Here is a 14,691-nt window from a genome sequence, read left to right as displayed (position 1 = left end):
TCTGGATGCGCCAATCATAAAAGATAAAATAGGATGAAAAATAAATTTCCTCTAGCAGCATATTACATAGGATTATCAGTATTATTGACGAGTTGCCAGGTAAAGCTTCCGTCAAAGAAAACACCGGAACCATCACAGTATGGTCAGGTAGATAATTCACCGGTAGTCAATGGCTATCCTAAAAAGTCAGTTCCATGGATCGTTGTTTCAGACAGATCAAGAAACACTGCTTATTTGGATAAAGATGATGAAAAATCATACAAGGAAGTTAAATTTCTGGAGCCTTTAATGGTTTTAAAACATAGAGACGGAATGGTAAAGGTTGCAGAATATGTTCCGGATGCCTTAATGAAGAAAGTTTCGTCAAAATCCGTAAAAACATACGGTTGGATTCCCGAATCTGATCTTCTTCTATGGAACCATTCTCTAAAAAGCGAAAAAACAGGTTACCCTGTAAGAGTAGCAGTAGTACCTAACAACAGCGAAGTGATTAAAAGTGCTGAAAGGTATTACAAAAACGACTCTATTATGGTGTTCAACTCACCAAGCCTTATTGAAACAGCCAACGTTAAAATTCCTAACGGACAAATGGTGTATGTTTACAAGCAGGCAGAAAATAATAAGAGATTCCTGGTAGGTAAAAAGCCTTCTGTTGATATAGACAGTATTGGTAAAAGCCTTTACGGATGGGTAAGTTCCAACGTGATTTCTACATGGGGAGAACGTTCTGCTGTAAAACTGAAGAATACAACAGGAATTAACGAATCTGAATTGGGAATACATGAAGGATACCCTGGGGGATCAGCATCTGATGCTGAAAATAAAACAGCAATTCTGCTTACTGATGTCAATAAAAGAAAACCACTGGAAAATATTTTCCCTGTGACTTTACCTTTAAATGAAGCTCCTACTCCTAATTCCAAAACGAAGTATTTTACCAATATCCTTGATTACAGTAAAAATTACGTGTTCAACGTTCTAGGAGAGCCTATCTATTTTGACCGTTATAGAGAGATCACAGATAGAGATAAAAATATCAATATTGTTTTTGCATTGGATGTAAGTGCAGGAAATGCGCCTTATGCTCCTATTGTAAAATCATTGCTACAAGATCTACAGCTTAGATTTGAAAAGCCATCTTATTTCAATAATGTTAAATATGGAGTGGTTTTATATAAAAATAACACTTGTGGAAACAACCTTTCAGTATCTAACCTAAGTACTGACTACAGTAAAATCACAACATTTATTGATCAAAAGACCAATGAGATGAACTGTGCCAGTAATAGTGGCTACCAGCCGGTAGGAGAGGCGCTTTCTGCAGCCGGAAATCTTCTTTCCAATGTTCCGGATGAAACCAATATTGTAGTTACTGTAGGAACGTCTGCTAACCAAAGTGGAAATATGTACAGCGTGATCGGTTCCCTTACACAGGCACAGGCAAGACTGATCATGTTCCAGACAAGTGCGAGATCTTCCGATACCTACAATGATTTTGTATTAATGGCAGAAAATGTAGTTACTGCTACTGCTAAAAATATCGCTGAGCTTAAAAAACAAAAGATCATCAATCAGTCAGATGTTCTTACCAAGAATAATTTCAGCTTAGTAGAAGGAGATGCAGGATTTTTCTCATTGGCTTATCCTAAACAGAGTATGTCTCAGGGATTTGTTATCTTCCCTAAAAAAGGAGATGTTGCTACACCCGGATTCCTGAAAAAATCTGTAGATAGTCTTATTGCACAGGTTACAGTAGACAATCAGAGTATTGATAAATCACTTAATGAGTATTTCCACTCTTCTGTAGGAGCAGGTAAAACTGATGTTGACTTGAAATATAAATATCTGTATCCAGGGCTTACCAATCCGGTTTCCGCAGGAATTGCAGCACAGCTGATCAACTATGGAAATCCGTTCTTGGTAAAAGGATATATTCCGAAAGAATTGAAAGAATATACACCGGGAATAGAAAAAGGAATTCTTATTTCTGAAGGTGAGTATGACAATCTGAAAGCTTTCTACACAGAAGTATACAAAAATACAGGTGCTGAAAAAGCAGATTTCAATCAGGCAGCAGCAATCAGAGAATATGTAAAACTATTAAAGAAGTACAACCCTACCATCAAATTCCTGGATAAAGGAGACCTTTATGAATTACCAATGTCCTATGCGATTGGAATGAGTACAGGATTTGATCTTTCTGAAGAAGAATTGATGGCTAAGTATAAACTTAAAGGATGGAAAAAATCAAAAATTGTTCCTAATGAAACAGTAAGAACGTATTTCCGTCACTACAAGGACCTAGCAGAAAGAATGCTTAATCATAGAAATAATCCAGCTGTGAAAATCCAGCAAAACGGACAGACATTCTATTGGCTTAACGAGTATTTTACACCGTCAAGACTTCCAACAGAAGCACCGGAATATACTAAACATTAATTGTTAGTTCTTATAATATAAAAAGCAGGAGTAATTGTACTTCTGCTTTTTTTATGCGATGAGCTCAATGTTATTTGAACAATCGATTATTACATTAATTATTTTGATCTGAAAATAGAATCTGAAAGCTGTTTATTTCTCTTTTGGGTGTAAAAAAGATGTTTTGTCTTTAAAATATAAAAATGTTTAAATCGCTTTAATGATGGTAGTTATCATGGTGTTTGTAAATCCAATGTCGTAGAATTACTACAAAAAGTAGTAGAACTACTACAATTTTTCAGATTTATACTGAAAAGTTTTTTTAAGAGTCAAAGTCCCTCTATATTTGCTACATAATCACTGAATCACAAGATATTACTAACGATTAAAATTTACAAATCATGGCAGAAAGAAATTCGAGAGGAATCTTAAAATTTAACAACGGAGAAGGTCAGAAATTATTAAAGATGAACTACAGCGTAGCTAGATCTACAGATGTATCTGGACGTGTAGCATCAGACCCTTCCAATGCATTAATCAAGGTTACAGTAGAAGCTACTGAAAAATCTGATATTCTGGAAAGTTTATTGAACGGAAAATATAAACCTACAGTAGGAGAAATTGTTTTCAACAAGTCTCACGAAGAAGGTACATTGATCACTTTGAACTGGCAAAACGGATATGTAATCCAACACCAGGTTGATTTTGATGCAATTGACAGCAATAGTATGTTGATCAGCTTTGTAATCAGTGCAGAAACAATTGGTTATGGTACTTCTGAGTATGCAGGACTTTGGCCAACTAGCTAAAATTATACACATTATCAACATTCATACGAAAAAAAAGACTGTCCCTATTAAAGGCGGTCTTTTTTTGCCTAGGATGAACTTTATATTGGTTGTTTTATTTTCATATCATATTGATATGGTGACTATTTCATAAAAAAATGCTATCTTTAAACTAAACCAAACACAAAGCATATGAAAACCGAATCACAGACAAGAGGTTCTTCATTCCGTCCATCACAAAATGCAGACGGAGTTTCTGAAAACCACCAGGCAGGAATCAATAGGCTGGTAAAACTTTCACTGGTTGTGGAGGGGAAAATTATTAAGTATTATAAACATTTCACACTTAAGCAAAAAGCAGGTAATCACCACGAGTTCAGTCTTACCCTTGCCCATGATGCATTGGGAGACAGACAGAGCCATACCCTTGAAGAAGCTAATAAATTCTTAGGGAAACGTCTCACAGTGGTTATTTCCTATAAAGATATTGAACAAAGTCCTGAAAGAAATTTTGTGGGAATCATTACCAGTGTAGGATTCAGTCAGGAGAAGATGAGTTTAGGAAATATTGTTCTTTCCGGCTACAGTCCAACAATCTTATTGGATGGGGCACCCCATATTCAAAGCTTTGGAGGATCACAACCTGTTAATATGGGAATTATTGCTGAAGAGGTCATTAAGCAGGGAATAGACAAAGGACGTTTTGATATCAGGGTAGACACCAACGATTATTCTCAGATTATCTACAGCAGCCAGTACAACGAAACACACTATAACTATCTTGCAAGAATGGCAGAGGCTTATGGCGAACAATTCTATTATGATGGAGAAGTATTACACTTTGGAAAACTTCCGCCTCAGAATAAGCCTATAAAACTTACCTATGGAAGTAATGCCGATGACATCAGGGTAGAATTAAAGGCCGTTCATACTAAACCACAATACTATGGTTATAACAGCAGTAAAAATGAAAAGCTAACCTCAGGAGAAACTCCGGTTAATCATTTGGGAGATCTTGCCAAGACTGCTTACAGCCATAACGAAAAAATATACAAAACTCCCGCACTTCAGGTGGCACCTATTAAGGCGTCCACTCATTTGGATGTAGAAAACTCACAAAAAAGTACTTCAGGAAGTGAAGCTGTAAGCGTATTTTCAGTTTCCGGTTCTACAACTGTTCCGTTTTTGCATCCCGGATGTGTAGTGGATATTCATATGAGAAAGCCAGACAGCAATGAAACCACTTATTTTACTAAGATTATGGTGACTGACGTTGTTCATGAAATTGATACCATCGGACATTATAAAGGCAGCTTTGAGTCCATTGCAGCAGATACGGGATTCTTACCAAAACCAGAATTTACACTCCCTATTGCACAACCACAAATTGCAACGGTAATTGCCAATGCAGATCCAGAAGGGCAAGGTAGAGTTCAGGTAAGATTCGACTGGCAGATGAATGATGTTACCCACTTTGTACGTGTAATGACTCCGGATGCAGGAGGAACCGACCAGATTACTCAAAACCGAGGATATGTAGCCATTCCTGAAGTAGGAGATCAGGTAATGGTTAATTTTGTTCATAGCCATCCTGACAGACCATTTGTAATGGGAGGAATGTTTCATGGTGGAATTGGATTAGGCGGTGGTGCAGACAACCGTGTAAAATCTATTCAGACCAGAAGCGGACACAGAGTTGTTTTTACAGAAGATGAAAGCATCATCATCACCGATAAAAGCGGTAATGAAATTCATTTGGATACTACAGGTAGTAATATCAATATCACAGCACCGGAAACAATGACCCTGAACTGTAAGAATATGAACATCAATGTAGGTGAAAATATGACGACAACAGTGGGAATGAATAAATCCAACAGCATCGGAATGAACAATACGGAAAGTGTAGGCGCAATGAAAATGACTTCCGTAGTTGGAGACGCAAGTATGTTTATTACCGGAAAACTGACAGAGATGATTGATGGAGATGTCCACAGCGAAACAAAGAAAGAGCGAAACGAAGTCAGCGAAAAAGATATGAATATACAATCCAGTAAGTTTGTTCATAAACACGCACAGGAAGAAGTACAAAATAATAGCGGAGAAAAATCCAAATCACATTAAGCAATGAGCAGAACGAGAATTGTAAAGGGTACCTATACCAAGATTTCTCATGAAGGCCATAGCATGTACTCTAATGCAAATATTATCACCAATGCAGGAGCAGCCATCACAGAAACTGGCGAGAAAGACGGGGTAAGCTATGGAGACCCTAAAAATCCTCCTGCAGGAGAAATTAAGGCAAAATGTATCGTTATGTTTAGACCTCACGCCAATTGGAGTGGGGAATTTGGCTTTGATTGGCTAAGAGCAGGAGATACAGGAACAAAAGGAGATACATGGTATAGAAATATTGTGGGAAAATATAGAAATTCTTCCACCAATGCATTACAACAGATATACTATGGTGGAGCCTTTGTGAAAGAAGCTGCAGAATATAGCAAACTTTTAAATAAGTTTAGTAATATGACCATCTTCTGGAAACCCAAGGTGAATAAGCAGCCCTATTTGTATCCTGTTCCTTATATGACAATTTATAAAGGAGATACCCAAAAGTTATCATTAAAAATCGAAATTGAGGAAGAACCTAAAAAACTTACCATTGTACATCTTAAAGGAAAAGATGATAAAAATGATTACTTTAAATTTAATAAAGATCAGATCACTATAAAAAAAGGAAAATATACACTGGATAATTTTCTTGAAATCACTTGTTTGAAATCATTCAGTAGAGATCAGATTATTGAAGTTTGGGCAGATGATACCGTTTGTGGTAAAATAAAGATCCTGGCCAATGATTCAGCGCATCAAAAACAGGGTAAGGTATTGTTTATTAAAGTGATTTCATCATCCGGAACAGGAAGTACAACCGGTGAGGCAGAAAGATTGAAGAACTATATGAAACAGGCTTACATCAATGTTGATGTCAAGAGCATTAATATCAACCTTTCCAGTGATGCTAACTTTATTCCAAAGCTGAGAAGTAATAGCGGAATCCATCAATATCTTGATACTAAATTAAGAGGTGCTAAGTTTTCAGACGGAAGTGTGGTAGGGAACAGATATGATGATTTCTACAGAGTTTACTTTATCTCCGAGGTGATACATTTGGCGAGCGGCGGCTATCTTTTGGGACAGGCTCAAGATATTCCCTCAAAAACAGTGTTTGTCCTTAATTTACAAGACACAGCTACAACGGCAGGAGTTCCTTTTGAATCCGTAAAAACAACCGCTACGCATGAGCTGCTTCATGCTATTGGATTATACCATACATTTGATAATGATGGACCTTTGACATTCGAAAAGTTCCATACAGATAATATTATGGATTACTATTCTCAGTCTACAGCAATTATAGCAAAGCAAACGTATAAATGGCAATGGGATATATTAAAAAAAATGATTTAATTATGAAAATAATTTTTATATGGATTTTGCTGTCATTCTTTAATTGTAGTGAAAGCAATAAAGAGAAATCTGTTTCCAACCAAAATATAACTCCATCAGTAAACACCAATTTACAAATGACAAAATTTGATATTGCAAAGTATGAAGCTAATATAAAGAAAGACCCCTCCTATGAAGGATATGCCAAGGATAAGGATACTTATGTGAAGCAGTATCACATTATTAAGGATGGCTATGTAGAAGAAACCTATACAAAAAGTCTTGTACAAAACTATGTGGAAGAAGTTATTACCCATAATAGAATCAGAGATATCTATACCTTTGACAATACAGGTACATTACAGTCTGTTAAACATTATTTCGGGAACAATTTAGAGATCGGAAAATGGGAGTATTACCAGAATGGAGCTATTGTAAAGACCGAAGATAAAGATGAAAATTATGCATTTGATCTGAATAAGGTTTTGAAATATGGTAAAGATAAAAAGGTAGATTTTACTAAAAATGGAGAAATCTCAAGATCCCAATCCAAAAAATACAATGCCTATGTCTGGGAACTCAACTGGAATACCGGAAAAATGGCTGGTGACGGAGAATCTTATTTATTTAAAAAAGCAATTCTTAATGGCAATACAGGCGCTGAGCTAAGTGTAACAGAATATACATTGAATCCGCTTGCACGTTAGATTTGAACTTATTGTACAGATAAAAACATTATTTTAGGAGTATTCTTTTTTATCATAGGATGTAAAGATAAAACAGCAGTTACGAACAATCAAAATATCATTCAGCTATGAGTAGGACGAGAATCGTAAAAGGAACATATACCAAAATATCTCAGGAGGGACACAGCATGTATTCCAAGGAAAACATCATTACCAGCGCCGGAGAGTCTGTAACCGAAACCGGAGAAGCAAATGGTATAAAATATGGCGGTCCTAAAAGTCCACCCAAGTCTGAAAAAAGAATCATTGATGTGGTAATGTTTGTAGCCGGAACTACAGACCCTGTGAATACGGCAGGTCTGAAACATCAGGCCAATACGAATTATTGGAGAAGCAGCCAGAATAATTTCTGGAACAAGATAAAAGATATAAAACCACAGTTTTTAGATCTCCATATTGAAGGAGACTTTTTCAGCTGGTCAGGAGATAACGATACGAAAGAAAGAAATCTTGCTGCAGAAAGGCTGTTGAATTTGTTTTTGAGAGTATATAAATTCTGGAAAAATCAGGAAGTTCATATCCATTTAATTGGACATTCTCATGGTGGAAATGTTATCAATCAGTTTACAGAGCTTATAGCAACGGATGCAAAATATCCTAAGCCTTGGAAAGTAAAGAGCATTACCTATTTATCTACTCCTTTTTTCAAGAAAAAACACCAGCTTAATCATAGTAAACTGCATAAAGAATGTAAGATCATTAATGTACATAATGAATATGACCTTACCCAGCAGCTTATTGCAGATTTCAGCTTAGTAAATCTGGAAATTTTTCTGAGAAACTTTCAAATGAAAAGCTTCCAGACAGGATTGGATACCCTAAAATCGGTAGATACCTCTGCGTTTAAACATTTATTGAATGTATGGATCAATGATGATACCGAGGGACCACAACTTTGGAGAGAAACAGCCACAGGATTAGCAGGTATAAACCAACTTACCGTAGAGTTCATCAATTACCTTGAAAATATAAAGCCAAGTAAACCCAACCTGACAAAGGAAATGGATCAGTTTATCAATGTATTGAAGATCTTCCAACACTGGACCTTTACAAGCCATGCTACTTTTAATAGAAATAGCCGAAACCGTACCGGAGGCTATGGAAGACCGGAATTTTTTGCAGATCTGGACCTTGCATCAGGAATCGGCGCTATTAACAATCTTTTCAGTATAAAAACAGGCGTTACCGATAGTTATATACTCAACTTTTTAGCTAAGGTTTTTGCCGCTGAAGCTGGTATTACAGATAGTATTGAAGTTACCTCCTGGACACCGGTACATCAAACAAAAGGACTTCCCATCTTAGATGTCAATATTACAACCAGCGATCCTTATCATACCAGAAATAAAAAATTGGTATCCAAGAGGTTTATATCAAGTACTTCAAAAGCGGTTCAAAATAATAATCTTCAGGAAGTATTGATGAGGTTGCTAAGCCAGTTTGTAAAACCGAATAAAGTAAAATATGTAACTTATGCCCTACATGGAGCAGAAATGTACTTTACAGGTCAAATAGATGCCCAGATTAAAATATTAAGAAAAAATCTGGAGGTTTATATTGATCTTGTGAAACAATACAATGCCGATTTGGTGACAGAAAAAGATGAGCGGGAAATTTCAGATATGATGAAAAGACCGGGGACGGTTCCATATTTGGCTATGGCTTCACACAGTTTAAGCCATACTCAGTTCTGGCCACAGGTAGAGGAGGGGTTAAAGAATGCGTTCAGCTCTGGTAAAAACCCAGGTTACAAAAAAAAATAGTACAACAATGAGATTATTAAAATCATTTTTTATTGAATTTTTAATTCTTTTTTTATTCGTTAATATTGTAATAGTTCTTTTCTTGTTTATTGATATTCCAGAAGTACAATTTAACTTAAAGTCTGTTTCAAATATTATATTGAGATTTGGAATTATATTTTCAATTCCTGTTTCCTTAGTGATAACAGGGAGCCATTTTCTCTATAGTAAAATTGCTAAAAATACCTTTTTAAAAATCTTAATCATCATCATCGCACTGGTTTTGTTGTATATCTTATACTATATTTTTTACTGGTATGTAGGAATTAGTGGTTTAATAGATGATCCTTTTGCCCAATAAGGTCTCATGACTTTGAGAAAGATTAAAATGAAAGCATATTCATAGTAAATCATGAATGTAAAAGGTATTAAATAACAGTAAAGTAATGAAGAAAGTAAGTCTTTTGCTCTTAATGGGGCTATCAGTTTTAGCCTTTGGGCAAACAACCCGGGAAATCATCAAGGATCTTGACGGAGACTCCATAAAAGATACTATTCGTATTGATAGTGATAGCCGTACCCTTATTTGCTTCTTATCTACCCAAAAATTTAAAAAGATACAAAGCGGTGTCATTCAGAAATTGAATTTCGGAAATACATTGGAACCTACAAAAAAAGGATTTGAATTTTGGAATGATTTCGACAGGTCAGGTTTTAGATGTGTTTTTGAATACGATACCAAGGCAAAGAAAATGCGGTTGGTGCAAATGAGAAGAATTGATGATATCTTAAGTTTCGATTATGGAGACGAAGCAAAAGGAGAGTCAAGGGTAAACCTTATCACCAATGAGTATATTGGAAACTTTTATAGAGTATCCCACGGAAAACTACAAAAAATGCCAACCATTAAAACAAAAATGACTTTTCCAGTTACTTATCTGGAAACATTTGGCGATGCCCTCTGTTTTGATTATGAGGAGAAATGCCTGGCTTTATATAAAGAAAACGAAAAAAAATAACCAAGTTAACTGAACTAGACAACCATGATTGCCAATGAATAATATAACGACTCATTTAAAATATTTCTCAAAATTATCTGCTGTATTTATCTTTAGCATATTAAAAATCTATGCAATAGGAATTCTCTCTACGGTCATCACCTTTACATTAGGAATTTATCTTTTGGCTAACAGTTTGGGCTCATCTTTAGGACATAGCGGTGCCCTTGCGTTTTTGGTAGCAACAGTAATGGCTAAACCGGTATCAGCAGGTCTTTTCTATGTATTAATGATTATCGCACCATTTTGTACTGCCATTTTTGCTACAAAATATGCAATGTCGAGGATTATCAGTAGACTGTTACAAGATCATTCAAAGACAATTTTAATTCCGGTCATAGATAAAATTCTTGATAAATTTAAAACAAATCAGCCAATAGTAGTCCGTACAAGTGCAGATTATGCCCTGGCTAAGGTTAAACTTTTGAACGAATTCAAAAATGGTTCAGAAAACAAAATACTTAAGCGGATCCTTGGCTATGCCTTGAAAAAAGTAAAGTTTGATGAGCTGAATCTAGGCGATGAAAATACCAACTTCTATGGCATTATAAAAACCACCCTGATTGAAAAACTACATGAACTGGCAGAACCTTCAGCCATGATATTTTATATCTACATTGGGCTTCAATGGCTGAGTTTGGTCTTAATATACTTTTTAAATATATAAGAATATAATGCCTTAGCGGTATTAATTAGGATTTTATTTTTGTCTGGAAACAGATGATTTAGATAAAAAAATACGGTTATTACTTCTCTAATTGAAGAATTAACTATCTTTATAACATTTAGAATAAAATATTTAATTTTAGCAAAACAAAGAGAACACCTTTTGATTCATAGATCACCAATGATGAAAAAGTAGAGGTTCCAAAACATCAAATAACCTGAATAAGATCATAAACAGAACGCAAATATATTAATATAAGAAAAATTATAAATGGGAGTACTAGTAACCAACGAAACAGTAAAACAGCTATTTCATATTGCTCAGTCGATAGCGAAGGAAAATTATAATGCCACCTACGGAGGTCCGCATATTTTGCAGGCCTTAATGCATAAAGATATTGGTCTTAATGAGTTTTTAAAGAACATAGATAAAGATCCCGGCTATTTCTACGAATGGGCCGATGTTCGTATTGAAGAATACCCTAAAACAAATCATCTTCCCGACGAAGTAGCTCAGGATGATGCGGTAGATACTCTTATAGAAGAAGCAGATGATATCCGATTAAAACTAGGATTGGATGAGGTTACGCCTATCTGTATTCTTACAGCCATTGTAAAACCTCAGGTTGTATTTTCATTGCAACAACTAAAGTCTCTTCCTTTAAGAGAACATGATATTTTTAATCTGTACAGAAAAGATACCCCGTTTGCAGTTTCAGAAAACGGTGATTTTGCATCATTATTTTCAAATGGATCAGACTTTACAGATTCATCATTTCCATCCATTAAAAGCTATTGTGTAGACAGAACAGCACAGGCAAGAAATGGAAGTCTGGAAAATATTATCGGTAGAGATAAAGAACTCAGAATGCTGGTTGAAATCCTTTGCCGTAGAAGCAAACCAAACGTAATCATCATTGGAGAGCCGGGCGTTGGAAAAACAGCATTGGTTGAAGGCTTTGCCATTGAAATCACAAAAGGAAATGTTCCGGAAATGCTTAAAAATGGTACCCTTTTAGAACTGGACACCGGAGCACTACTGGCAGGAACTTCTTATAAAGGAGAAATAGAAGATCGTCTGAAAAAAGTAATCAACGAATGCAAGAAAATTGAAAAAGCAATTCTTTTCATTGATGAAATTCATACACTTTTAGATCCAAAGGGAAGCATTGGAAACGTAGCCAATTTATTAAAGCCGGAATTGGCAAGAGGGGAAATCACCGTAATTGGAGCCACTACTCAGGAGGAATACAGAAAGATTATTGAGCCGGAACAGGCATTTAACCGTCGTTTTGAGGTATTAACCGTTAATGAGCCGGATGAACAGACCTGTGTGAAAATGATTGACGTGCTTCTTGATGGGTACAAAAAGCACCACGGTATCGAAGTGGAAAAAACATCCATTCCGGAATGTGTACGTTTAGCAAAAAGATATGCAAAAGGTAAAAAATTACCAGATGCAGCAATTGACTTGCTGGACAGAACAATGGCCGCCATCAAAATGCTGGATGAACTTTCCGAGAAAGAACTTGGAAGTTGGAAAGAAAGTTACGATGCTATTTTACAAGAAGAATTTCTCGATAATAAAGATAAAGCAGACGAACTGATCTGGACATACAATTTATTGAGAGACAAAATAAGCCCTATTTTATGGGGATCACTAAGTGAGCAGCCTGCAATTGATAACTCAATGCCTGTAGATCAGATTCAGAAGATTATTGAAGATACCTATACTGAACTGTTACAACATGCTGCCCAAAAAAGAGAAAAAGTAGACCGTCTGGAGCTGGCTGCTGTAATGGCTGCTAAAACCAATATTCCAATTGGAAAGATTCAGGCTCAGGAAAAAGAAAAACTCCTGAATATGGAATCTCTACTATTAAATAGAGTAGTAGGACAGGATCATGCATTGAAAATCCTTTCTGATGCCATTGTTGAAAACCGAAGCGGATTAAATAAACCAGGCCAGCCAATTGGCTCATTCTTCCTTTTAGGACCTACCGGAACAGGAAAGACAGAACTTGCAAAATCAATGGCAGAATTATTATTCAACGATGAAAAGGCAATGGTTCGTTTCGATATGTCGGAATTTAAAGAAGAACATTCAGCGGCATTATTATACGGAGCGCCTCCGGGATATGTAGGTTATGAAGAAGGAGGTATGCTGGTTAATAAGATCAGACAACAGCCTTATACGGTTGTTTTATTTGATGAAATTGAAAAAGCTCACCATTCCGTTTTTGATGTATTTCTTCAAATTATGGACGAAGGAAAAGTACATGATAAACTTGGAAAAGAGGGAGATTTCAGCAATGCTTTGATTTTATTCACTTCCAATATCGGAAGCGAGGAAATCGTAAAACAGTTTGAAGAAGGAAAAATTCCGGAATCATCCTCGCTGATGCAGATCATGTCTAATTCAGGAAAATTCAGACCTGAATTTCTAGCCAGAATCACAGAGATTATTCCTTTTGCACCCATCACAGAATCTATTGCAGAAAGAATTTTCAATATCCAGCTGAAATCACTTCATACTTCATTAACAAGATTAGGAATTGCCTTAAAGATCACTGATGATGCCGTAAGAAACCTTGCATTGGGCGGATTTAGCAGTAAATATGGAGCCAGACAAATCTCCGGAGTGATTCGTGCACAATTGGCAAGACCTATTTCTAAAATGATTGTAAGAGAAGAAGTGAAATCCGGACAGACCATTTATGTAGATTGGAATAATGAAGAAGAAAAGCTAAGCTGGAAAGTAGACTAAATTATAAAATGAAAAGGCTGACTAGCACATTTGCTCTTAGCCTTTTTACTTTTTTGCTATTAATACATTTAAGATGAAAACTATTGTCAAAAATATCTTTACAAGTGTCATGCTTTTAGGAACTGTTGTTTTAGTAAACGGACAGTTTCTAGCTGCTTCAGATACTTCGGAAAGTAGTGTGAGAAAATATCAGGGAATTATTAATTCCAATAAGGATCTTGTTGAGTTTATTGAGCAACTGCTCATGCAGAAAGGACTTCCCAAGCATTTAAGAAACCTTGCCCTGATTGAATCACACTTTAACAGAAATATTACCTCAGGAGCGGGAGCAGTAGGTATCTGGCAGCTTATGACAGCCCATGCCAATCAGTATGGCCTTTCAGAACAGAATCGGACAGACGTTTATAAAAGTACAAAAACAGCTGTTATTTCCTTGGCTAACCTTTACAAAAAATATAACAACTGGGTAACCGTAGTTGCAGCTTACAATTGTGGTGAAGGAAATATTGCAAAAGCTATGCAGGCAGCAGGTTCCACTCAATATCACGAATTTTCCCAATATCTTCCCGGAGAAACAATTAATCACGTAAAAAAATATCTGAATGCCTGTTATGCAACAGGAGAACTTCAGAGTGTTTTAAGTAATTACAACTCTTCGCGTATCAATAAAATTTTCTTTGAAGAGGGAAACAGAAAGGTGACAAGTGCAGCACTTTCCGAAACAGAAATCAATGCTGGATTTAGTTTAAAGGTAATTGCTGATGAACTTGATGTGGAAGTGAATGAAATTCTTGCCTGGAATCCGGGAATTACAGAAGAATTACAGAAAAAAGGAGAAAGTTCCTTTTATCTTCCCGTAGATTTGATGCCTGATTTTCTTCTAAGAAAAAATAAAATTCTTACCAGATCTATAAAAGAGGGAAATAGTTTTCAGCAGTAAGTCTATTTAGACATGAAAAATAAAGATTGCCGCACTTTTAGTGACGGCTTTTTTTATGCTTATTTTGGATTTGTTAAAGCATGCTAAATTCTATTAAAAGATCATAATATTTCTCACTG

General features: G+C 35.8%; 11 protein-coding genes. All 11 read left to right on the top strand.

Annotated elements, in window-relative coordinates; genetic code table 11:
* The first annotated feature begins 33 nt into the window (after positions 1-33).
* On the top strand, positions 34-2,439 hold the full coding sequence (gene tssR / locus C1638_RS15935) for a type VI secretion system protein TssR domain-containing protein (RefSeq protein WP_109622595.1): 2,406 nt from the start codon (positions 34-36) through the stop codon (positions 2,437-2,439).
* A gap of 380 nt (positions 2,440-2,819) precedes the next feature.
* Positions 2,820-3,227, top strand: coding sequence for a type VI secretion system tube protein TssD (gene tssD / locus C1638_RS15930; RefSeq protein ID WP_076356671.1), 408 nt, complete (start codon positions 2,820-2,822; stop codon positions 3,225-3,227).
* 171 nt (positions 3,228-3,398) lie between these two features.
* Positions 3,399-5,330 (top strand): type VI secretion system Vgr family protein, encoded by a 1,932-nt coding sequence (locus C1638_RS15925; RefSeq protein ID WP_109622593.1) that lies wholly within the window; start codon positions 3,399-3,401, stop codon positions 5,328-5,330.
* Positions 5,331-5,333: 3 nt separating this feature from the next.
* Complete coding sequence (locus C1638_RS15920; protein ID WP_109622591.1) at positions 5,334-6,674, top strand: zinc metalloprotease; 1,341 nt, start codon at positions 5,334-5,336, stop codon at positions 6,672-6,674.
* A gap of 2 nt (positions 6,675-6,676) precedes the next feature.
* A complete protein-coding gene (locus C1638_RS15915; RefSeq protein ID WP_123838389.1) occupies positions 6,677-7,360 on the top strand; it encodes a hypothetical protein in 684 nt (227 codons plus the stop codon).
* 107 nt (positions 7,361-7,467) lie between these two features.
* Positions 7,468-9,162, top strand: coding sequence for a lipase family protein (locus tag C1638_RS15910; protein ID WP_109622587.1), 1,695 nt, complete (start codon positions 7,468-7,470; stop codon positions 9,160-9,162).
* A gap of 7 nt (positions 9,163-9,169) precedes the next feature.
* A complete protein-coding gene (locus tag C1638_RS15905; RefSeq protein ID WP_123838388.1) occupies positions 9,170-9,502 on the top strand; it encodes a hypothetical protein in 333 nt (110 codons plus the stop codon).
* 85 nt (positions 9,503-9,587) lie between these two features.
* Positions 9,588-10,160, top strand: a complete 573-nt coding sequence (locus C1638_RS15900) for a hypothetical protein (protein WP_123838387.1) — start codon at positions 9,588-9,590, stop codon at positions 10,158-10,160.
* Between the two features lie 34 nt (positions 10,161-10,194).
* Complete coding sequence (locus tag C1638_RS15895) at positions 10,195-10,866, top strand: hypothetical protein (RefSeq protein WP_109622580.1); 672 nt, start codon at positions 10,195-10,197, stop codon at positions 10,864-10,866.
* A 270-nt stretch (positions 10,867-11,136) separates the two neighbouring features.
* Entirely contained in the window at positions 11,137-13,632 is a 2,496-nt protein-coding gene (locus C1638_RS15890; RefSeq protein ID WP_109622578.1) for an ATP-dependent Clp protease ATP-binding subunit, read from the top strand.
* Positions 13,633-13,705: 73 nt separating this feature from the next.
* Entirely contained in the window at positions 13,706-14,572 is an 867-nt protein-coding gene (locus tag C1638_RS15885) for a lytic transglycosylase domain-containing protein (RefSeq protein ID WP_109622577.1), read from the top strand.
* The last annotated feature ends 119 nt before the right edge of the window (positions 14,573-14,691 follow it).

It is taken from the genome of Chryseobacterium oncorhynchi, assembly GCF_002899895.1.
GTDB lineage: Bacteria > Bacteroidota > Bacteroidia > Flavobacteriales > Weeksellaceae > Chryseobacterium > Chryseobacterium oncorhynchi.
This window is presented reverse-complemented; position numbering and strand designations above follow the sequence as displayed.

Excerpts from the sequence above, each read along its gene's own strand:
- C1638_RS15890 (WP_109622578.1), top strand. The coding sequence starts at position 11,137 with ATGGGAGTACTAGTAACCAACGAAACAGTAAAACAGCTATTTCATATT.
- tssD (WP_076356671.1), top strand. The coding sequence starts at position 2,820 with ATGGCAGAAAGAAATTCGAGAGGAATCTTAAAATTTAACAACGGAGAA.
- C1638_RS15885 (WP_109622577.1), top strand. The coding sequence starts at position 13,706 with ATGAAAACTATTGTCAAAAATATCTTTACAAGTGTCATGCTTTTAGGA.
- C1638_RS15915 (WP_123838389.1), top strand. The coding sequence starts at position 6,677 with ATGAAAATAATTTTTATATGGATTTTGCTGTCATTCTTTAATTGTAGT.
- C1638_RS15910 (WP_109622587.1), top strand. The coding sequence starts at position 7,468 with ATGAGTAGGACGAGAATCGTAAAAGGAACATATACCAAAATATCTCAG.
- C1638_RS15895 (WP_109622580.1), top strand. The coding sequence starts at position 10,195 with ATGAATAATATAACGACTCATTTAAAATATTTCTCAAAATTATCTGCT.
- C1638_RS15900 (WP_123838387.1), top strand. The coding sequence starts at position 9,588 with ATGAAGAAAGTAAGTCTTTTGCTCTTAATGGGGCTATCAGTTTTAGCC.
- tssR (WP_109622595.1), top strand. The coding sequence starts at position 34 with ATGAAAAATAAATTTCCTCTAGCAGCATATTACATAGGATTATCAGTA.
- C1638_RS15925 (WP_109622593.1), top strand. The coding sequence starts at position 3,399 with ATGAAAACCGAATCACAGACAAGAGGTTCTTCATTCCGTCCATCACAA.
- C1638_RS15905 (WP_123838388.1), top strand. The coding sequence starts at position 9,170 with ATGAGATTATTAAAATCATTTTTTATTGAATTTTTAATTCTTTTTTTA.
- C1638_RS15920 (WP_109622591.1), top strand. The coding sequence starts at position 5,334 with ATGAGCAGAACGAGAATTGTAAAGGGTACCTATACCAAGATTTCTCAT.